General features: G+C 63.6%; 16 protein-coding genes. 10 read left to right on the top strand and 6 right to left on the bottom strand.

Annotation, left to right across the window (positions count from 1 at the left end):
* Positions 1-11 precede the first annotated feature (11 nt).
* The 4 genes from BMX62_RS07305 to BMX62_RS07290 are packed head-to-tail and all read left to right on the top strand — an operon-like array spanning position 12 to position 4,873.
* Positions 12-896, top strand: coding sequence for a metal ABC transporter substrate-binding protein (locus BMX62_RS07305; protein WP_090206638.1), 885 nt, complete (start codon positions 12-14; stop codon positions 894-896).
* A gap of 2 nt (positions 897-898) precedes the next feature.
* Positions 899-1,468, top strand: coding sequence for an ATP-binding cassette domain-containing protein (locus BMX62_RS07300; RefSeq protein ID WP_090206635.1), 570 nt, complete (start codon positions 899-901; stop codon positions 1,466-1,468).
* The gene (locus BMX62_RS07295; RefSeq protein ID WP_090206632.1) at positions 1,468-2,277 is read left to right on the top strand and encodes a metal ABC transporter permease; all 810 of its coding nucleotides are present in this window, start codon (positions 1,468-1,470) and stop codon (positions 2,275-2,277) included. Before BMX62_RS07300 ends, BMX62_RS07295 begins: the two co-directional genes overlap by 1 nt.
* Before the next feature lie 28 nt (positions 2,278-2,305).
* Positions 2,306-4,873, top strand: coding sequence for a fused MFS/spermidine synthase (locus BMX62_RS07290; protein WP_090206629.1), 2,568 nt, complete (start codon positions 2,306-2,308; stop codon positions 4,871-4,873).
* 54 nt (positions 4,874-4,927) lie between these two features.
* Here BMX62_RS07290 and BMX62_RS07285 read toward each other — a convergent pair whose 3' ends face one another.
* The 3 genes from BMX62_RS07285 to BMX62_RS07275 are packed head-to-tail and all read right to left on the bottom strand — an operon-like array spanning position 4,928 to position 10,909.
* Positions 4,928-6,598 (bottom strand): TolC family protein, encoded by a 1,671-nt coding sequence (locus BMX62_RS07285; RefSeq protein ID WP_090206626.1) that lies wholly within the window; start codon positions 6,596-6,598, stop codon positions 4,928-4,930.
* Positions 6,585-9,698, bottom strand: coding sequence for an efflux RND transporter permease subunit (locus BMX62_RS07280; protein WP_090206623.1), 3,114 nt, complete (start codon positions 9,696-9,698; stop codon positions 6,585-6,587). The genes BMX62_RS07285 and BMX62_RS07280 overlap by 14 nt, the downstream gene beginning before the upstream one ends.
* Positions 9,695-10,909, bottom strand: a complete 1,215-nt coding sequence (locus BMX62_RS07275; RefSeq protein WP_090206620.1) for an efflux RND transporter periplasmic adaptor subunit — start codon at positions 10,907-10,909, stop codon at positions 9,695-9,697. Before BMX62_RS07275 ends, BMX62_RS07280 begins: the two co-directional genes overlap by 4 nt.
* Positions 10,910-10,975: 66 nt before the next feature.
* Between BMX62_RS07275 and pabB the strand changes: the two genes are divergently transcribed.
* The gene (gene pabB / locus BMX62_RS07270; protein WP_090206614.1) at positions 10,976-12,379 is read left to right on the top strand and encodes an aminodeoxychorismate synthase component I; all 1,404 of its coding nucleotides are present in this window, start codon (positions 10,976-10,978) and stop codon (positions 12,377-12,379) included.
* Positions 12,380-12,440: 61 nt separating this feature from the next.
* The gene (locus BMX62_RS07265) at positions 12,441-14,096 is read left to right on the top strand and encodes a methyl-accepting chemotaxis protein (protein ID WP_090206787.1); all 1,656 of its coding nucleotides are present in this window, start codon (positions 12,441-12,443) and stop codon (positions 14,094-14,096) included.
* A 27-nt stretch (positions 14,097-14,123) separates the two neighbouring features.
* Here BMX62_RS07265 and BMX62_RS07260 read toward each other — a convergent pair whose 3' ends face one another.
* Entirely contained in the window at positions 14,124-15,512 is a 1,389-nt protein-coding gene (locus BMX62_RS07260) for a GTPase/DUF3482 domain-containing protein (RefSeq protein WP_090206611.1), read from the bottom strand.
* Positions 15,509-17,026: a DUF2868 domain-containing protein gene (locus BMX62_RS07255; protein ID WP_162273517.1), complete on the bottom strand. Its 1,518-nt coding sequence runs from the start codon at positions 17,024-17,026 to the stop codon at positions 15,509-15,511. The genes BMX62_RS07260 and BMX62_RS07255 overlap by 4 nt, the downstream gene beginning before the upstream one ends.
* A gap of 133 nt (positions 17,027-17,159) precedes the next feature.
* Here BMX62_RS07255 and BMX62_RS07250 point away from each other — a divergent pair, with 133 nt between their 5' ends.
* From BMX62_RS07250 to BMX62_RS12835, 4 genes are read left to right on the top strand one after another with little or no spacing between them, the layout of a single operon-like run.
* Positions 17,160-18,149: an alpha/beta fold hydrolase gene (locus BMX62_RS07250; RefSeq protein WP_090206605.1), complete on the top strand. Its 990-nt coding sequence runs from the start codon at positions 17,160-17,162 to the stop codon at positions 18,147-18,149.
* Positions 18,098-19,126, top strand: a complete 1,029-nt coding sequence (locus BMX62_RS07245; protein WP_143339694.1) for an NAD(P)-dependent oxidoreductase — start codon at positions 18,098-18,100, stop codon at positions 19,124-19,126. Before BMX62_RS07250 ends, BMX62_RS07245 begins: the two co-directional genes overlap by 52 nt.
* A gap of 7 nt (positions 19,127-19,133) precedes the next feature.
* Entirely contained in the window at positions 19,134-19,925 is a 792-nt protein-coding gene (gene ubiG / locus BMX62_RS07240; RefSeq protein WP_090206601.1) for a bifunctional 2-polyprenyl-6-hydroxyphenol methylase/3-demethylubiquinol 3-O-methyltransferase UbiG, read from the top strand.
* Entirely contained in the window at positions 19,910-20,047 is a 138-nt protein-coding gene (locus BMX62_RS12835) for a hypothetical protein (protein ID WP_156055382.1), read from the top strand. The genes ubiG and BMX62_RS12835 overlap by 16 nt, the downstream gene beginning before the upstream one ends.
* A gap of 8 nt (positions 20,048-20,055) precedes the next feature.
* On the opposite strand, the gene BMX62_RS07235 is transcribed toward BMX62_RS12835, so the two are convergent.
* On the bottom strand, positions 20,056-21,066 hold the full coding sequence (locus tag BMX62_RS07235) for a hypothetical protein (RefSeq protein WP_090206597.1): 1,011 nt from the start codon (positions 21,064-21,066) through the stop codon (positions 20,056-20,058).
* Positions 21,067-21,246 lie beyond the last annotated feature (180 nt).

Genomic DNA, 21,246 nt, shown 5'->3' with positions numbered 1-21,246 from the left:
GAGATACAAACATGTATAAATGGCTGATTGGCCTGGCGTTGCTGGTGTTGACCGCCACCGCCCAGGCGGCCGTGAACGTCGTGGCCACCACGCCCGCCATGGGCATGCTGGTGGAAACCGTGGGCGGCGATGCCGTTTCGGTGCGGGTGCTGGCGCCGGCGGATCGTGACGCCCATTACCTGCAGGCCCGACCCAGCATGATGGCCGCCCTTCGCGGCGCTGATCTTGTGGTGTCCGTGGGGGCCGAACTGGAGGTGGGCTGGTTGCCCGCCGCCATCCGCGGCGCCAACAATCCCGAGGTCTTCCCTGGTCGCCCCGGTTATTTTGAAGCCGCCGCCCAGGTGGAACTGATCGGTGTGGGAGGTCCCGCCGACCGGGCCCTGGGAGATGTCCATCCGGCGGGTAATCCCCACGTGAACATGGACCCGGTGCGCATGGCCGAGGTGGCCCACGCCCTGGCCGAGCGGCTGGCCCGCTTCGATGCCGGCAATGCCGAACGATTCCGCGCCAATGCCCAGGCTTTCGACCGTGAGGTGCAAGCGCGTCTGCCCATCTGGCAGGCCCGTGTGGCTGATGCGCCGGGCGTGGTATTTTTCCACGAGGATGCGGACTACCTGGCCAAGCGCCTGGGGGTACCCGTGCTCGGCTACGTGGAGCCGCTGCCGGGCATCCCTCCCACCGCCCGTCACCTGCGTGATCTGGTACGTGATCTGGAAGGCCGCGATGGCGTGGTGATCCGGGCCATCTTCCATCAGGAGCGGGGACCCCGTTTCGTGGCTGAACAGTTGAACTGGCCCGTCTACGCCCTGCCGCTGGATCCGGAGGTGGGTGCCACCGCGGATGACTATTTTGATCTGATCGGGCAGTGGGTGGATGCCATGGCAGGTCGACTCTGAGCATGTCGGCTGAACCCTTGTTGCGGTGCCAGGGGGTCGTCGCCGGGTATGAGCACCCGGTGGTCGGCCCCGCCACCTTCGAACTCTTTCGTGGCGAGGTACTGGGTCTTTTGGGGAGCAATGGGGCAGGCAAGTCCACCCTCATCAAGGCCATCACCGGACATGCCCGTATCTTCCAGGGCCGACTGGATATCGCGCCGGGTATTGAACTGGCCCACCATCGCCAGCAGCCGGTACGACCCGCTGAATGCCCCCTCTCCGGTTACGATCTGGTGACTCTTACCGGCGCCTCCCGCCGTGCCCCTCCAGCGGAAATCTCCCGACTTCTGGAGGGTCGCGTGGATCAACTCAGCGGCGGGCAGTTCCAGATCCTGCAGATCTGGGCCTGCCTGGGCAGCGCGGCGGAGGTGGTGCTGCTGGACGAGCCCACAAATAACCTGGACCCCGCCACGGTGGAGGCGCTGGTCAAGCTGATTCGTCAGGATCAGGCGGGCCGCACCCTCCTGGTGGTCAGTCACGAGGCATCCTTCATTGATGCCGTCTGTTCCCGCGTTGTCTCGGTGAGTGCCTGATGCTGGAATTACTGTTTGATCCCCTGTTCCGGTTGCCCTTTGTCACCGGCCTGTTGCTGGCGCCGGTGGCCGCCATTGCCGGTGTCTATCTGCGCCTGCGGGAGGAGTGGCTGGCGGCTTTGGCCTATGCCCAGGTGGCCGCGGCCGGGGCCGTGGTGGCCGTGGTGTTCCATGCCCCCGTCATGCTCGGTGCCCTGGTGGCCGCCGGGCTGGTGGCCACGGTCAAGGGGCTGCTGGCCAATCCTGGCAATCACCATTTCGTCATGTTCATCCTGCTGGGATGGGGGGTGGCCCTGGTGGCGGGTTCTTTCAGTGCCCACGGAGAGATGGTGGGCCAGTCCCTGATGGACGGGCAGCTGTACTTCACCGGTCAGGCCCATCTGCTGGGCGCGCTGGCCTTGCTGGTCACCGGTACCCTGTTCATGTCCTGGCTGAGCCAGCGCCTGCTCATGGATCGTTTCTTCCCGGACTACTTCTCCGCCAATGGCATTCCCGCCTGGCGGCATCGAGTGGCCTTCGACTGGCTGGTGGTGGCCATCGTGGCCGTGGCCACCACGGCTTTCGGTGTGATGGCGGCGTTCGCGCTGCTCTTCATTCCCGCCTGGGTGGCCTGGGGTCTGGCCCAGGGTTGGCGCAACGTGCTCATCATCGCCGCCGGGGTGGCGCTGGTGGCCTACGCGACCGCCTTCGTGGTGGCCGTGGCGGTGGATCAGCCCTTTGGTCCCGTGCTGGTACTGATCCTGTGCGCCATGGCCCTGCTCAGATTCACCCGACGCGGGTTCAAGTCGGCATCGCCGCCACACCGCTGATCGTCCTTCATCCGCCGGAATAGCCACCATGGTGTCAACACCCCTGCGCTGGGCCATCGCGGCCCTGTTCTTCCTCTCGGGCTTTGCCGCGCTGGTCTATCAGGTGTTGTGGGTTCGGGAACTGGGCCTGCTGTTCGGCAGCACGGCCCAGGCGGCGGCATTGGCCATCGCGGTGTTCTTTGCCGGACTTGCCGTGGGTGGCTGGTTCTGGGGGCGCATGGCGCCGAGGGTCAAATCCGCACTGGCCACCTTCGGGTTACTGGAGGTGGCCGTTGCCCTCACGGCCCTGGGCCACTTCTTCCTGACCGATCTGTATCATGGCCTGTATCCGGCGCTGTACGCCCTGATCGGAGATCATCCCTGGGCGGACCAGGCCCTCAAGGTGGGCCTGGCGACCTTGATCCTCTTCCCGCCCGCCTTTCTGATGGGCGGTACCCTGCCCATGATGGGGCAGTTCATGGTGCCGGTGGTGGGCCGTCTGTCCACCACCGGCACGGCCCTGTATGCCCTCAATACCTTTGGTTCCGCCGTGGGGGCGCTGGCGGCCGGTTTTTTGCTGCCCGTGCTGTTGGGGTTTCACGGGGCCTATTTACTGGCCATTGGCATCGATCTGGTGGTCGGCATCATCGCCATCTTGCTGGGGCGCCGTATCCGTTCCCGTGGCACCGGCACCCACCCGGCACCGGTGGAGCCATTCCCCGCGGAAGTCGTGGCCGGTGAACCGGCATCCCAATGGTCGTCATTGCCGCCGCGCCTGGTCGGTGTGATCGCCTTCGCCTCGGGCCTGGCCACCTTGGGAGTGGAGGTGCTCTGGACCCGATTATTTGCCCAGGTGCTGCAGAATTCCGTGTACACCTACGCCATCGTGCTGGTGTCTTTCCTGGTGGCCCTGTCCCTGGGGGCACTGATGGCCAATGCCCTGGCACGCATCCGACGTCTGCCGCCCCAGGGGGTGCTGGGTGTGTTGCTGCTCCTGTCCGCGGGGGTCATTGCCGCCTCGCCCTGGGCATTTCATGCCGCCACCGATGGACTCAACTATGTGGGGGCCGGGGCTGGCTGGCGAGACTACCTGGCCGCCGTATCGGCCACGGCGATTGCGGTCATGGTGCTGCCGGGTATCCTGCTGGGCGCGGTACTTCCTTATTTGTTGCGGGCGGTGGAGGCATCCCGCCCGGAACCGGGCCGGATCATCGGCCAGCTGGTGGCGGCCAATACTTCGGGGGCCATCCTCGGCTCCCTGGCCGCCGGCTTTGTCCTGCTGCCCTGGATCGGCGTGACCGGTAGCCTGCTGGTGTTTGCCGCCATCTACCTGGCGCTGGTGATCTGGCTGATCTGGCGCACCCCGGCCCCCCTCTCCTGGCGCCTGACCGGGGCCGCCCCACTGGCGGCCATCTGCCTGACGTTACTGATCTGGCACCCCCAGGGGTTGAGCGTGTCACGCCTGGATCAGGCTGCCGGGGAGTCTCTTCTGGACGTGCGGGAGGGCAGTCATGCCACGGCCACCGTGGTGCAACGGGGGGAACATCGCGTACTGCGCGTGAACAATTACTACACCCTGGGGGGCACCACATCGCTGGAGTCGGAACGCAACCGCACCCTGATTCCCATGATGACCCATCCAGATCCCCGTCGTGTCTTTTATCTGGGCATGGGTACGGGGATCACCGCCGGAACCAGCCTGATGTTTCCGGTGGAACGGGTGGACGTGTGCGAACTGCTGCCGGAGGTGGTGGAACTGGCCAAAATCCACTTTCACCCCTGGAACAACGGGCTTTTCCAGGACCCGCGGGTTACGGTGCGTGCCCAGGATGGCCACCATTGCCTGCGTCATACCCGCCAGCGTTACGACGTGATCATCAGTGACCTGTTTACGCCGTGGAAGGCGGGTACGGGCAATCTCTACACCCGGGAGCATTACGAGGTGGCCCGTGCCCGACTGGCGGACGGTGGACTGTTTGTCCAGTGGCTGCCGCTCTATCAGCTCACCGAGCGGGAACTGGGCAGCATCGGGCGTACCATGCAGGCGGTATTTCCCCAGGTGGTGGCCTGGCGTGGCGACATGTTCCCCACCGGGTCCATCCTGGCACTGGTGGGCACCGAAGCGGATGTGACCCTGGACCCGGATGTCCTGGTTCGGCATGGCCGGGCACTGGCGGGCAATCCGAGCCTGCCGGCCCCCCTGCTGCAGGCTGTGTCGTTGCGTTTTTATGCCGGCAATGTGGGGCTGAGCCAGGTGTTCGACGACTATCCGGTGAACACCCGCAACCGACCCGTGGTGGAGTACGGTGCCCCTCGCTCTCAGCGACGGGTGCACACGGGTGAGGCCCGCTGGGTGATCGGTGCGGAACTGGGCGCCCTGTACGAAGCCCTCTCCCGGCAGGTACCGCCCCACCAGGACCCCTATCTGTCCCGGCTGCAACCGCGTGAACTGGGTTATGTTCACGCCGGCCGGCACTATTACCACTATCGGGTGCTGGCCCGACACGGTCACGAGGCTCTGGCCGGGCAACATCTGGAAGCCTTCCTGCGCCTGACGCCCTTTGAAATCGCCCCGTCTCCCAGCCCCGAGGAGACAGGTTCCCGGTGGGAGGAATGACAGGGTCAACGGCACTGGAATCGCATGGAATGCCTGTTGAGCGGCAAGAATGGCTTATGATGGATCCACCCGTTCCGCGCCCGGCGCCTCGATGCCCCGCCGCAGGAGCAGGGTGCCGCTCTGGCGGTAGAGTTCGGTCAGGGCTTGGCGATGGCGGATCAGGGATTCAATTTCTTCCAGCTGGCTTTCCAGCAGGTCCCGCTGGGCCTGGGAGACGGCAAGCGCGGTGCCGGTACCCACCCGGAACCGGACCTGTTCGGTCCGCAGTACCTCCTCCTGCAGTTCCCGGGTGAGGCGGGTGGCCTGGATCTGTTCCCGGGTGCGGTTGGCCTCGAACCAGGCATTCTGCACATCCAGGGCGGTGAGCTGCTGGAGATTGCCCAGGGCCTCCAGGGATTGCTGGCGGGTCAGGCCCGCCCGTTGGGACTCCGCCCGGGCGGCGCGGTGGCCCAGGGGGTGTTCCAGGCGCAGTCCGGCGCTGTAGTCGTAGCCGGGGCCATCGATCTCACGCCATGCCTCGCCGAAGGCGGCGGCATAACCGCTCTGGCCCAGGGTGATGAACAGATCCAGCCGAGGCAGCAGCCCCTGGCGGGTACGGATCACCTCCAGTTCTCCCCGTTGCACCCGCAGCCGGGCCTCGTTCAGGTCCGGGCGATGGTCCCGGGCCAGGGCCAGGTGCAGGTCCACCGACTCCATCGGGGGCACCTGATGGTCGGGGTGGTCCAGGGGGGTGACGGCGGTGCCCCAATGGGCCTGTTGCGGATTGATCAGTTGCAGGAGCCGGATGCGGGCCCGGGCCTGGTCGGAACGGGCGTTGATCAGCCCCTGGCGGCGCAGGGCCTCTTCGGCCCGGGCGGCGGTTTCCTCGGTTTCCGGCCGTTCTCCCACCCGGATGCGCTGACGGGTTTCTTCCAGTTGCCGGCGTGCCACCGCCAGGGATTCCTCGAAGATGGCGGTGCGGCGGCTGGCCAGCACATAGTCCCAGTAGGCCGCTTCCACATCGGCCACCAGGTTTTCGGCAAAGCCGCGAAATTCATACAGGGAGCTTTGGGTATCCAGACGGGCCTGACGCAGGCGGGCCAGGTTGGAGTCGATGCGCGCCCCTTGCAGCAGGGCCTGGGTCAGGGTCAGTCCCGCCCGCGAGGTGAACTGTTCCCGGGTCTGGGTGGACTCGCTGCGCACCGTGCGCAGGGAGAGTTCCAGGTCCGTGCCCGTGGGCAGGCGCTGGCGCAGGCCGCCCTCGAAGAGGTCACGGTCGGAGCGGGTGATCTGGTCGGGCATGTCCGGGCGCTGGTCGAACTGGCGGACCGCTTCGTCCCGACGCAGGGACATCTCGGCGAACAGCACCGGGTCGAACACCGCCCGTTCCACCGCTTCGAAGGTCCCGGTGATCAGGGGCTGAAGCTGCTGGACCGCCAGGGACCGGTTGTGGGACAGGGCCAGGAACACCGCCTGTTCCACCGACAGGGACAGGGCATCCGGCCCCAGTGCATCCGGGGGCAGGGCGGTATCCCGGGCCGGGGTGACCACGGGCAGGTCATCAGGGAGAGGCAGCCCATGGGGCAGGTGGGCGTCCAACCGCTCATCCAGCCAGCCGGGCGGGGTGTCATGGGCCGGCGGCGTCTCCTGCCGGGCCTGGGCGCCGCCGCCGAGCATGAGCAGTGCAACGGCCATCGCCAGGGCGGTCCGTGCCGGTGGAAGAGGGGGGCGATCAGGCTGGGGCATGGGTCAAGGGTCCGTCAACGGTCTGTCGGGTGGGTCGGTCCCGGTGGAACAGGGTGTAAAGGGCTGGAATCAGCAGCAGGGTGATCAGGGTGGAACTGATCAGGCCGCCGATCACCGCCCGGGCCATGGGGGCCTGGGCCTCGGCGCCTTCACCAAAACCCACCGCCAGGGGGATCAGGGCCAGAATGGTGGTGAGGGAGGTCATGAGGATGGGGCGCAGACGCCGCCGCGCCGCCTCGCGGACCGCGTCACGGACCTTGAGGCCCTCCCGCCGGTGCAGGCGGGCACTCTGGTCCACCAGCAGGATGGCATTGTTCACCGAGATCCCGATCAACATGATGATGCCGATCAGGGACTGAACGTTCAACGTGGTGTCCGTGAACAGCAGCATCAGCACCACGCCGATCAGTGCCAGGGGGACGGCGAACATGACGATGAAGGGATCACGCAGGGACTCGTACAGGCTGGCCATCACCATGTAGACCAGGGCAATGGCCATCAGCAGGGCCAGGCCCAGTTCGGTGAAGGCCCGCTGCTGTTCCTCCACGTCGCCGGCGAACAGGATCTCCACATCACGTGGCAGGGGCATGGCCGCCAGTTCGGCACGCACGTCGGCGACGATGGCCCCCAGGTCACGACCGGAGATGTTGGCGTTGACGGTGTTGACCCGCTGCTGCTCCTTGCGCTCGATCTGCAACGGCGCCATGGCCGCCTCCAGGGTGACCAGGTTGCGCAGGCTGACCGGATCTCCGTCCCGGCCCGGCAAGGTGAGGTTGAGGATATCGTCCAGGCTCAGATGCTCGGCGTCCCGGAGCTGGACCCAGATGCGGGTCTCGCTACCCCCATCCCGGAACTGACCGGCCATGCCGCCGCTCAGGGCGGTTTCCAGGGTGCGGGCCACCTGGGCCACGCTGATGCCCAGGTCGGAGGCCCGGGTGCGGTCGATGCGGACCAGCTGCTGAATGCGTCCATCCTCCCGGCCCAGGCGCACATCGGTGATGCCGTCGATGTTCCCGATACGGGCCGCCAGTTCCCGGGCGCTCAGGTCGATGGTCGCCAGATCAAAGCCCCGGACTTCCAGGCTCAGTTGCTCGCCATCCTGCCCGGCCCCCATGCCCCGCATCATCATCCCCTGGCTGGCGCGAACCCGGACCGTGATGCCGGGGATCTCCGTGACCTGCCGGCGCAGGGCGGTGGCGATCTGTTCCGTGGAACGGCCCCGCTCCGACAGCGGCACCAGAGCGATGTTCAGACTGGCGGTGGACGGGCTGGTGGCCCGAAAGCCCGAAGCCCCCACGCTGGTGATCATGCTGCGCAGTTCCGGGACTTCGGCGGTGATGATGGCCTCGATCTGGCGCACCGCATCATCCAGGACTTCGATGCGGGTGCCCGGCTCCATTTCGATGTTTACCCGCAACTGGCCTTCATCCGTGGCGGTCATGAACTCGGTGCCCAGGCGGGGGATGAGGGCCAGGGCGCCGATAAAGAGTGCCAGGGTCAGCAGGATGACCACCCAGCGATGGTTCAGCGCCCGATCCAGCAGGGCCAGGTAGCCCCGTTCCAGCCCACGCACCAGGCCGCCGGCTGCGGTGCCCAGTCGATGGATGCCGCCGGGGGTGGTGCGGGGCTTCACCGTGGCCTGTCGTCCCATCAGCATGGGCACCAGGGTCAGGGCCACCAGCAGGGAACAGAACAGGCTGAAGGCCACCACGAAGGCCAGTTGCTTGAACAGGATGCCGGCCATTTCCTGGGCGAAGAACATGGGCAGGAAGATGGCCAGGGTGGTGAGGGTGCTGGCGGTGATGGCTGCCGCCACGTCGCCGGTGCCCCGGGTGGCCGCTTCCAGCGGACTGAGTCCTTCTTCCTGGCTGCGGCGGGCGATGTTCTCGATCACCACGATGGCGTTGTCCACCATCAGGCCCACCCCCAGGGCCAGGCCGCCCAGGGTCATCAGATTGAGGGTGAAACCACCGAAATAGATCAAGCCGAAGGTGGCGATCACCGAGACCGGAATGGCGGTGGCGGCCACCAGGGTGAAGCGCAGGTGGCGCAGGAAGAACAGCAGCACCAGTACCGCCAGACTGCCGCCGTAGAGGATGGAGCGGCCCACATTCTGGATGGAGCGCTCGATATGCCTGGCGGTGTCGATGGCGGTGGCGATGTTGAGCTGGGGAAAATCCCGGTCCAGGCGCAGGATTTCTTCCTGTACCGCCCGGGAGACCTGCACCGTGTTGGCATCCGACTGTTTCTGGATGGCCAGCCGTACGCCGGGGGCGTCATTGATGCGGATGATGCGGGTGATGCGCTGGTGGGTGTCGCGCACCTCGGCCACCTGATGCAGGTGGATGGGGACGCCGTCGCGCACCGCCACCACGGTGGCGCGGATCTGATCCAGGTTTTGAAACTCGCCGGGGGTGCGCAGGCGCAGGTCCATGCGGCCCCGCACGATTTCGCCGGCGGGGTGGATGACGTTGGCATCCCGCAGGGCCTGACGGATCTCGTCCAGGCCCAGGCTCAGGGCCTGGAGGCGGTCCGGGTCCACATCCACCCGGATTTCCCGCTCCAGGCCCCCCCAGACATCCACCGCCGCCACCCCGGGCACCCGCTCAAGGCGGGGCCGGATGCGGTCGTCAATCAGCCGCCGCAGTTCGATGGGGTCCAGGTTGCCCCCCACGCCGATGAGCATGATCGGGAAGGCGGCGCTGTCAAAGCGCCGGACCAGGGGGCGTCCGGCTTCTTCGGGCAGGGCGTTGCTGATACGGTCGAGACGATCCCGTACCTCGTTGGTGGCGGCGTCCAGATTGGTCCCCCAGCCAAAGGAGACCCGCACGCTGCTGGAGCCTTCCGATGAGGTGGAGGTGACTTCCTCCACCCCAGGGACCGCCGAGACGGCTTCCTCCACCGGTCGGGTGATGAGCTGCTCGATCTCGTCGGGACCGGCATTGTCATAGCTGGTCATGATCGAGACGGTGGGAAAGGTGATGTCCGGCATCAGGTCGATGGGCAGGCGGAACAGGGACATCAGCCCCAGGGTGACCACGATGGCGGTCATCATGGCGGTGAAAATGGGGCGGGAGACAGTAAAGACAGCCGGATTCATGGTGCATCACTCCCGGCCCGGACCTGATCCGGCTCATCCCGCGCCACCGGTCGCAGCCGTGTCCCGTCGCTGATCAGGTGATGGCCCAGGGTGACCACCCGGCCTTCCAGGGCCGGGCTGATGATCTGGACCCGATCCCGGGTCTCAATGCCGGTATCCACCGGGATAAACCGGGCGGTGGGGCCTGCCTCATGGGTGTCTTCCACCAGAAACAGGCCGGATTGCCCCTGTCGTTCCACCAGGGCATCCACCGGGACCAGGGTGACATCGGACAGGGCGCGGGTGGTGATCCGGGCCTCCACGAACATGCCGGGCCGCAGGCGTTGATCCTCGTTGGGGACATGGATCTCCACCTGCGTCTGGCGGGAGGCTTGACGAAATTCCGGCGACAGCCGTTCCACCCGGCCCGTGAAGGTCTCTCCCGGATAGGCCATGGTGGTCAGGGTCACCGGCTGGCCCGGTGCCAGGCGGGCATAGTCCCGCTCGGTGACGAACACCCTGGCCCGCAGGGGGGCAAGATCCACCAGGGCCAGGATGGGGGTGTTGGCCTGCAGGAGACTGCCTTGATCCACGAACCGCTCCGCCACCCGCCATGGGGTGTCCTGGGTCTTGGCATCGGCATGGATGCGGGTATGGCTCAGGCGGATTTCCGCGTTGCGCACCGCGGCCTGCCGCTGGTCGATCTGGGAACGGGCCAGGGCCACCCGGGCCTGCTGGGCTTCCAGTTCCGTCTGGGCCGCTTCCAGTTCGGACTGGGAGGCGATGCGCTGTGTCCGCAGTTCCTGGGTACGGGTCAGGGCGCGTCGGGCGGCGGCCAGGGCGGCCTGGGATTCTTCCAGACTGGCCCGGGCCACGGCCAGTTCGGCCCGGGCCTGCTCCAGGTTCTGTGCCACTTCGTCATCATCCAGTACCGCCATCAGGGTGCCGGGGGCCACCGCATCGCCGATATCCACATGCAGATGTTCCAGGCGCCCGGCAATCCGGGTGGCCACCTCCACCCGGTGGGCGGCCACCAGAGAGCCGGTGAACACCGCCTTTTCGGTGATGTCGCCGCGGGTGATCGGCGCCACGGCCACGGGCACGGCGGCGGCGCCCCGCTGACTGGCGGGGGGTTGACCGGCACCCTCGGGGCTGCCCAGCCGGAACAGAACCAGGACAAGCAGCACGAGGGCAGCCACGGCGGCGGCAGTCAGCAGGTGTTTTTTGTTCATCGATCTGAAGATTCTTCGGTAGAATGCAAGGTCTTGTTCTCTATCTTCCCATGGATTCATCATCTGATGTGCCCCGCGTTACTGGCACCCTTGCCCTATCTTGAAGATTCCAGCCGGTTGTTTGACGCTCTGGAGGACGAACCCTGGGCGGTGTTGCTGGATAGCACCTGCCAGGGGCTACCCGGTGGGCGCTACGACATTCTGACCGCAGACCCCTATCTCACTGTGGTGACCCAAGGGGACCAGACCCAGGTCAGGGACCGGGCAGGCCGGGTACTGGAAGACACCCAGGAGGACCCGTTTCAGGTCTTGCGGACATACCTGGGGCCATCATCACCGCCGATACCTGGGGTGCCCTTTGCCGGTGGTGCCGTTGGCTATTTTGGCTACGATCTGGCCCAGCGTCTGGAACGATTACCGGTTTTGACAAAAACGGACGACGATGAATCCCTGCCCCAGATGATGCTGGGTCTCCATGATTGGGCCGTTGTGGTGGACCACGAGCAACAGACCTGCGTTCTGGTGGGACAGGGGCGAGACCGGCGCACTGGGGAACGCTGGGAAGAATGGGTGGCGCGTTTTAGCCACGGGACATCGGGTATCCATCGGGAGGGATTGGTGTCCAGGGGACCGCTTCAGGTCAATCTGGGGCCTGATGAATACCATCATCGGTTTGATCGGGTCCAGGCTTTCATCCGCGAGGGAGACTGCTATCAGGTGAACCTGGCCCGCCGTTTTCAAGCCCCGGTCCACGGTGACCCCTGGGGAGCCTACTGTAGCCTGAGAACCATGAGTCCTGCCCCCTTTGGGGCATTTTTTCGGGTTCCGGGGGCGGCCATTCTGTGCAATTCGCCGGAACGGTTTCTTCATCTTCAAGATGGCAGGGTCACCACCTGCCCCATCAAGGGCACCCGGCCCAGGGGGCAGACAGCCAGTGCCGATGCCAGCCTGAGCCAGGCCCTGGCCGATAGCGCCAAGGACCGGGCTGAGAATGTGATGATCGTAGACCTGTTGCGCCATGATCTGGGCAAGGTCTGCGCTGTGGGGAGTGTGGCTGTCCCCACCCTGTTTGCCGTGCAAAGCTATGCCACGGTGCATCACCTGGTCAGTACCGTCACCGGTCAGTTGGCACCGGGGCAGGATGGGGTGGCGCTGCTGCGCGCCTGTTTCCCCGGTGGCTCCATTACCGGGGCACCCAAGATTCGGGCCATGGAAATCATCGAACTGCTGGAGCCTCATCGGCGCGAGGTATACTGTGGTGCCATGGGCTATCTGGGTTTTGACGGCGCCATGGACACCAACGTGGCCATCCGCACCCTGGTACACCAGGGTGGCCGGCTGAGATTCTGGGCCGGGGGCGGCATCACCAGCGGTTCTCAGTGGATGGACGAATATCAGGAGACCCTGGACAAGGCCGCAGCCATGCTTCGGCTGTTTGATATTCAAGAAAGCCCGCGCCATCGCCGATAAACAGGTATGGGTGTCATTCCAGCTCCGTCACCTCATCAAAAAGACGCCCGAGGACATCACCATGCTCGATAATTTGACCATCCGCAACCGATTGATCCTCCTGGCTATTACTGGCCTGATTCTGGTGGGCGGGATTTTGCTGGGGGTTTCCTATCAGTCTGCCTCCACCATGGTGCACCGGGTGGTCCATCAAAGCCTGATGGAGAAGGTCAACGGCGATATCAATGCGGTCCGCGCTTACATCCAGAACTTCCACGGCGATTTGGCCCTGCAAAATGGCCGTTTGGTGGATAGTCAGGGGACACCCATGGAGGGGCGCCATGATCTGGCAGATGCCATCAGTGAGGATCTGGGAATTTCCTTTAGTGTTTTTGCCCGTGACCGTAACGAGTTTGTTCGGGTGATCACCAATTTGACGGGGAGTGATGGCCGCCGTCCCATGGGCACCTCTCTGGGACGGGACAGTGAAGTCCATCGAGCCGTCTCCCGGGGGCAGCGCTACGTAGGAGAGGCGGTGGTGATGGGGACGCTGTATCTGACGGCGTATGAACCCATCTTGAATCAGCGTAACGAGGTGATCGCAGTCATCGGCCTGGGGGTGCCCCGGTCCCAGGCCGATGGTATCGTGGCTGAAGGCATGTCTACCCTGGTGTGGGCAATGACCGTGACCCTGTTGCTGGTGCTGGTTGTGGGCACCGTGGCTGCGGTGCTGTTTGCCCGTTCCATCGTCGCCCCCATTGAGGAGATGATCAACACCCTTAGGGATATTGCCGAAGGTGCAGGGGATCTGACCCGCCGGGTGAAGGTGACGGGCCATAACGAGATGGCCGCAATGGGTGCTGCCTTCAACGCCTTTGCCGAACGCATTCATGAACTGGTGCGTCAGGTGGCCGTGGTGACTGCCCAGCTTTCAGCAGCCGCCGAGCAATTGTCCACCACCTCCGAGGAAACCCGCGAGCAGGTTCGACAACAACATTCAGAAACCGATCAGGTGGCCACGGCCATGAACGAAATGGCCGCCACAGTCCAGGAAGTGGCCCGTAATGCCAGTGAAGCTGCCCAGGCTGCTCAGGATACTCAGACTGAAGCCCAGGCGGGTGGTCAGGTGGTGACTCAGACCATCACTTCCATTGAATCCCTGGCCAAGGAGGTGGAACACGCCGCCGAAGTGATCGAGCGGGTATCCACCGACAGTGAGGAAATCGGCAAAGTGCTGGATGTGATCCGGGGGATTGCCGAGCAGACCAATCTACTGGCCCTCAATGCGGCCATCGAGGCGGCCCGAGCTGGTGAGCAGGGTCGAGGGTTTGCGGTGGTGGCCGATGAGGTACGAACATTGGCCAGCCGGACCCAGTCCTCCACCAAGGAGATTCAGGCCATGATTGAACGTCTGCAGACAGGCACCAGCGGCGCGGTCAAGGTCATGGAGCAGGGGCGTGGCAAAGCCAAGGAAAGCGTCACCCAGGCGGCCCGGGCCGGGAAATCCCTGGAATCCATCAATCAGGCCATCGCCAGCATCAATGACATGAATGCCCAGATCGCCAGTGCCGCAGAAGAGCAGTCTGCGGTTGCCGAGGAAATCAACCGCAACATTTCCAACATCACCCATGCAGTAGACCAGACTTCCAACGGTGCAGGTCAAATCGCCGCCTCCAGCGAGGAACTGGCCCGGATGGCGTCGGAACTGCAAAACCGGGTGGGTCGTTACCGGATTTGACTGGACCCGGTGGTGCCCTACCCGAAATCATGACTCCGGGGCATCCTGTCCGTTGAGAACCTGGGCAAGCTGGGTCAGGGTCTGACTACGGGACCGGGACTCCACGGCCTGGGCCTGGGGATTGAGGCGTGACCACTCCGGGTGCAGTCTGGCTTTGCGTATGGGACCGGGCAAGGCGCCTTTACGCCAGGTTTCATCTGCCGGATGATCCAGCTGCAGGGCCTGTTCTGCGCCATGTCCCCGGTGCATCAGGGCCTCGACCAGTTGCCGCTGACGCAAGGCCAAAAGCCGCAGGGTGCTGGTATTGACCCGCAATTCCCGTCGGCCCCGCGCCCGCTGTATCAGGCGGCGTCCCAGGTTCAGGGTATTGCCCAGCAAGGCGCCGGCAGCCGCTCCTGTTGCCGTGCCAGCCCCTAGGGTGGTGCCCAGGGCCATCACATCCACAGCCATACCCACCGCGCCACCCACGGCAGCCCCCTCTCCGGTGCGCAGTCCGTGGTGGCGCAAGGCTTCGGGGGTGAATAAATCCAACCCCCATTGTCCATCCTCCAGGGGCAGACGTTCGCCCAGATAGTCCCTGGGCCGAAACCGGAACAGGTTGAGCAGGGCATCCACGCAGGCCTGTTCCCGCTCCCGCACCCGATCCTGCAAAATGTCCGTCGCCCGGCGGGTTTCCTCCCGGTCACTGCCCGCCACCACCATGACACAGGCAGCCACATCAATGAGCATATCGGCCACGGTGTCCATCGCTGCCTGCCGGAGCCAGTGGGCTTCCCGTTCCCTGGCCTGCATCAGTCGGTCCAGGGTCTCGCGCCAGGGGTCCAGCAGGCTGCGGAGCTTTTCATGCAGCCGCAACTCGCCTTGCAGGTCATAGACCACCGAATCAAAAGTGATCACCGCATGCAGGCCCAATCGGGACAGGGCTTCCCGCCACTCCTCGGCGCGATTATGGGGACCGGCCACAAAGTTCAGCACCGGCAGCAGCGGACGGGCGCACAGGCCCAGCACAGCCAGTTCATCCCGATACTTGCCCAGCACCGGCTCCCGGGCATCAATCACATACAGACCCACATGGGCAGCGCGCAACTGGCGCAGCACCTTGCTTTCCTGATCAAAACGTCCGGCAGCATCGGGAGATTGGAGAAACTGTTCCAGGTCATCGGTGCCCAGATGCCGCCCGCCACTGTTTTCCTCCAGCCAGTCCATAATGCTGGGGGCATCCTCCAGACCAGGGGTATCGTAGAGGGCCACCAGGGGTGTTCCATCCACCAGCAACTGAGTCCCTTCCACATGGCGCGTGGTGGCGGGGGCATCCCGAACCTCGCCAAACTCTGTATCCCTGGACAGGGTCCGCAGCAGGGATGTCTTGCCGGTATTGGTGTGACCGACCACGGCCACCTGCAAAATTGAGGTCACGGTGTTGGGATCTCCTTCGAGGTCGCAAGGGCATCTCGCAGTATGTCCGCTGCCACGGGATTGCCGGCTGCCGGTGTGGCAGGCAGCAGCCGGTCCACACCGGCCTGGGTTGCCAGTTGTTGCCAACTGGCATGGCGGGCCGCCAGATCAATACCTCGGGTCTGTGCCAGATCCTGTTGATCCAGTAGTACCCAGACCGGGGCTTGAGTGCGATCCCGAAGGGTGGAAAGAAAACCTTCGGCGCCCCGATCCGGGGTCCGGGCCAGGGAGCACACTGCCACAATCAGCGCTGGAGGGGGCTGCAGGTGCTGGGCAGCAGCCAGGACATCCCGCCGGGTATGGCGGTCTTCCACCTGACCCAGGGCCACCCATTCAGGTGGATTTTGATGCTGTATCCAGTGATCGTCCGCCTGTTCCAGTTCATAACCCAGCAGGGCCAGGGTAATGCCCTGGCGTTCCCGTTGCCGGGGGGGATCGGGGGGCTGGATCAGGGTCAGAGGCGGTGGATCCATCACCCCCAGGCGAAGAGAATTGGGCAGCAGGCGAGGGGCCAGCCGGGCATATCCAGGGGCATTCAGGTCCAGCCGCAGGCGCCGTCGTGCCCGTTTCATCATCAAGGCACAGCCCAGCCCAAGCACCAGCCTGGGCAACAGACCATACAGCAGCAGACACCCCAGCAGCCAACTGGACCACTGGACCCGGCCCAGGGCATCGCCGGCAGCGTCCAGCCGACTGGCCCGGATCAGAGCCTCATCAGGCATGGGCAGGCCCAGCCAGCCGGGCAGCAGGGCCAGACCGGTGATCAGGCCCACCAGATGATCTTCTGCCAACAAAGTGGTGCCCCAGACAAAATCGTACTGACGCACACTCAGCACCCACAGGCACATGAGCAGGGCGCCGGTGCAAAAGGCTGCCCACAGCAGATGGGTGAGTGTGCCGGCGGCCCAGCGTCCCAGACCATCACGACTCATGAGCCGAAACAGGGCCTGAACGGCCAGTATTGATGCCTGTCCCCGGATCAGGCGCCGGGCCAGTCCGCCGCCCAAACCCAAAACCCCTTGTCCCAGCAGACCACCACCGCCTCTGGGCCGGAGGGTCATGAACAGGAGCCACAGCAGCAGCATGACCAGTTGCAGGCCCAGCAGGCTACCCAGGGTCCAGAGAATATTGATGCGGGATCCTCCCGCCACCAGGGGGGCAGCCAGAGCTGCCGCCGCTGCGGCCATGCCACCAAGCCCCGCCAGAATCATTACCAGCAGCAACAGCCAGCCGGCCACATGACGGGCGCTGGACAGTGCCTCCTGCACCTGGGCGCCCAGACGGGTGGCCGCCGCCCGGACCAGTATCCGATGTTCCAGGTCACCATCGGCATGGCGACCCGCCTGCCAGGCGCTGGCATCGTCGATGACGCGCCCGGTGCGATCTTCATGCAGGCGCACCGCTTCGGCCACCAGCCGGTGGGTAAAGCAATCCTTGGAGGGCCGGTGGGCCCCGTTGGCAATAGGGGTATTCATGGCCGGCACTATAAGGCCATGTTTTCTGCCCGCCAACCTGCCAAAAAAAATCCCTGCCCCTGCCCCCGGTATTGCTGGTTCGGCCTTTTTAATGCTTAGATCATCTGCTTGTTGATCAGTGTGGGAAAATGGCATGTTGCGGTGGTTGTTGATCCTGTTGGGAGGCGGTCTGTCCCTGGTGGTGCTGGTTTCGATGCTGGGGCCATTTCTGATTTCTCCCCGGCCCTTGCCGGACCTGGCACCCGCAGCGGACCTGGCCCTGCCGGAGAGCCGCTTCCTGACCCTTCCCCATGAAGGGACGGATGGCCTTGAGATCCATTATCTGGAGCGTAAAGGCGACAGTGCCGAAGGTCCGGTGCTGGTGCTGTTGCACGGGTTCACCTTCAATGCCTTCACCTGGGATCCGATGATGGGCATGCTCGACGGGCCAAGGCAGATTCTGGCCTACGACCAGGTGCCCTATGGTCTCAGTGCCAAGCCGGTGCGGGGGGAATGGTCTGGCCCCAACCCCTTCACCCAGACGGCGGCTGTAGCCCATCTGTTTGCCCTGCTGGATGCCAAGGGTGTGGAACAGGCGATTCTGGTAGGTAATTCCTCCGGGGCCACCCTGGCTCTCAAGGCGGCCCTGAATCGACCCGAACGGGTCAGCGGGCTGGTGCTGATCAATCCCTGGGTCTACGTGGACCGGCCCAGTGTCCCTGCCCTGATCACCCATTGGCCGCAGGTACAGCGTCTGAACCTGTTGCTGGCCCGTCGGTTGGGGGGCAGTGGCACCCTGCTGGACCTGTCCTATCATGATCCGGCACAAATTACCGATGAACGTCGGGCCCTGACCACCCTCCATACCCGGATGCACCATTGGGATCTGGCCTGGGGTGAATTATTTGTACGCGCCATGGCCAGTCCGGTACATATCAGCGACCATCTTGCCCACATTCGTCAACCGGCACTGGTGATCATTGGCGAGGAAGACCGGGTTGTTTCGCCGGAAGATTCCCGCCGAGCCGCCGGTACCCTGCCCAATGCCACCTTGGTGGCGGTGCCCGAGTGTGGTCATGTCCCCCAGGAAGAATGTCCCGAAGCTGTTTCCGTGGCCATCAACCGGTGGCTGGATATAAGGTAAGCCGTTACCCTTGGGCAAAAGCGCTCGCGGAGAAACTGATGGCATTGAGAATTGGTTGTATCGGTCTGGGTATCATGGGCCGTCCCATGGCGAGCCGTTGGCTGGCGGCAGGCCACGAGGTTACGGTCTGGGCACGTAACCCCGAGGCCGTGGCACCCCTGATCACCCAGGGCGCCCAGTCTGTCGCCAGTGCTGCCGATCTGGCCCGGCAGGTGGATGTGATTTTCACCAATGTGTCCGACACCCCGGATGTAGAACAGGTATTGCTGGGAAGCGGAGGTGTGGTGGTGGGTGCCCGGCCAGGACTGATTGTGGTTGACCATAGCACCATCTCGCCCACGGCCACCCGCCGGCTGGCCGCCGTTCTGGCAGGCCAGGGCGTTCATCTGCTGGACGCGCCGGTTTCCGGTGGTGAACAGGGGGCCATCGACGGCACCTTGAGCATCATGGTGGGCGGAGAAGCTGCCGTGCTGGAACAGGTACGGCCTCTGCTGGAAGTGGTGGGGCAGACCATTACCCACCTGGGTGGTCATGGTGCTGGACAGTTCACCAAAGCCTGCAATCAACTTCTGGTGGCGCAGACCATAATGGCGGTATCAGAAGCCATAGTGCTGGCCGAAGCGGCCAATGTGGACCCGGCAGCCATGCGTGAGGCCCTGCTGGGAGGGTTGGCCGGTTCCCGGATACTGGAGGTTCATGGAGAGCGGATGATCCGTCGGGAATATCTCCCCGGCTTCAAGACACGCCTGCACCACAAGGACATGTCCATTGTGTTGCAGGCGGCGGCGGAACTGGGGCTTCCCTTGCCGGGGGCTGCCTTGTCCGCCCAGTGGATCAATGCTGCCGTGGGGTTGGGGCATGGGGAGGCGGATTCCGCCGTGGTGGCCGAGGTGCTGCGCCGTCTGGCCCCCTCAGGGCCAATCCACGACGAGGAACAATCGCCATTTGCAGCCGTCGAACCCCGTGCAGGAAAATAGCATCGTCATGGACCCGAAGACCAAAAGCGTCAACCCGCCCCAATCCCCCAAGCCATCTTCCATCGACCCGGAGGAAGTGGCCCGTTATACCGCTCTGGCGGATCGATGGTGGGATGAAAGCGGCCCTTTCTGGCCTCTGCATACCCTCAACCGGTTGCGTACTGATTACATTTGTGACCGGCTATGTGCTCACCTGGGTCGTGATCCATCGGCACCGCATCCCCTGGCAGGTCTGCGCCTGCTGGATATTGGCTGTGGCGGCGGCATCCTCAGCGAATCCATGGCCCGTCTGGGTGCCCAGGTTCACGGGATTGATGTGACTGAAAAGAACATCGCCGTGGCCCGGCTCCACGCCCGGCATTCAGGGCTGGATATCCATTACGAGGTGGTGCCGGTGGAAACCCTGGCTGCCCGCAAGGCCCGTTACGATGTGGTGCTGAACATGGAAGTGGTGGAGCATGTGGCAGACCTGCCGGGTTTTATGGCCGCCTGCAATTCATTGGTGGAACCCAACGGCATCAGTTTCATCGCCACCCTTAACCGCACACCGGTATCATTGATTGTGGCCATTGTGGGGGCGGAATATATCCTGCGCTGGTTGCCCCGAGGCACCCACCAATGGCGCCGCTTTCCAAAACCTGCAGAACTGGAGGCCCTGCTGATGGCGGATGGTCTACAGGTTGTGGAGCGAACTGGCGTCAGGGTCAATCCCTTCAACCGCAGCATGCACCTGACCGGCTATCTGGGGGTGAACTACATGTTGATAACAACGAGGACTCGCCCATGTGGTGGTTCGTGATTGGTTATGTTTTAGGTCATGTGGGTTTTCTGCTGGGATCCATGCCTGTCATCGTGGCAGGCGGCGTGATATTTATGTACGGCGCCTATACAGTGGTCTATGGCCGGGATGGGCGGGATTGAACCTCTTTTTAACCTGCTTCTCTTAATCGCCTCGCCACGTCATGACTGGTACGCTGATGCTTCTTCAGGTCACCCAGCTGTCTGTATATGATGTTCCTGACCGCGTTCAACAGCAATGGGTCAGCGTATGCCACCAACACCTCTTCGCTCTCTGAAACGGGCCATAGCAGCTTGTCCTTCAGGGCAAGCATGCTATGTCGATCCCGGGCATTGAATTTGATCCGCACACGTTGACTTTGGCGCTTGAGCACGTCACCGATGAAATGATCAATTTCAGCAATCTGATGACTTGATGTTTCCGGATTTGGCCGTAACTTCATTTCGGCCAGGATGGAGGACACTTGATCAAGCATGATCTTGTTCTGCCGCCCCAGGCGATCTTGCTGAACTTTCCGCTTCGACTGCGAACGACTCACCAACTCAATGAAGCTACCATCGGCAATCTCCAAATCCAAAGCGCGACCTAAAGAGACCAGTTTTTCACCACCAACGCTCAGGGCAGCCAGTGGCTTCCTCTCCTTCCATGCATGAGTTACCACTGGAAGATCCTGCAACATGTAATCCAGCAGTCTCTCGAATACGGGGTCGCCATAGGTCGCGAAATGCAGTCTCCTGTGATCACCAGCGCCGAGCCCATGTTGAAAAAGCCCTTTGGATGTCGTGATCAAGGTCCCTTCAGGTATGCATGGGATTCCAGAAATTCTGTAGGCATCTCCCTGAGGATAACTTTCAATGCCTCCCCCCAGGGATGAAAGATGCTCACTTTCAGTGATCGCTCGCCAGATATCGCCAAGGGTTGCTGGAATCCTTACTGAATCGAGTTTGGCTTCAAGCTGTTCGTAAGCCGCCTTCTGGTCTTCCGATTTGAACTCGGTCAGCTGCTGTCGCTCCTTGATATGTTCAGCATGTTTCTGAGCACGACGGATCAGTTCATTCTCATCAATCTTTCCTGGCTCACCTTCAGCCTTGGCAAAATCTTCAAAATCTTCAGACTGAATCGGTAAAAGTGAAAACTGCAATTCACCGGATACGCTGATGGCGTCCTGAAATCGCTTGACCAGCCTGGAATAAACGACCTCCTCGACACTACCCTGGTAAAGGTAACTAAAGTTTCCGAGTTTTGATATGCGGCCAGCCAGACATAAGGGTGTATTTGGCGAGGAAAGTCGATGTTTTGGTTATAAGCAAAGCGCGCCCAG

The organism is Ectothiorhodospira magna (assembly GCF_900110965.1).
In the GTDB taxonomy this organism is placed as follows: Bacteria; Pseudomonadota; Gammaproteobacteria; order Ectothiorhodospirales; family Ectothiorhodospiraceae; genus Ectothiorhodospira; species Ectothiorhodospira magna.
This window is presented reverse-complemented; position numbering and strand designations above follow the sequence as displayed.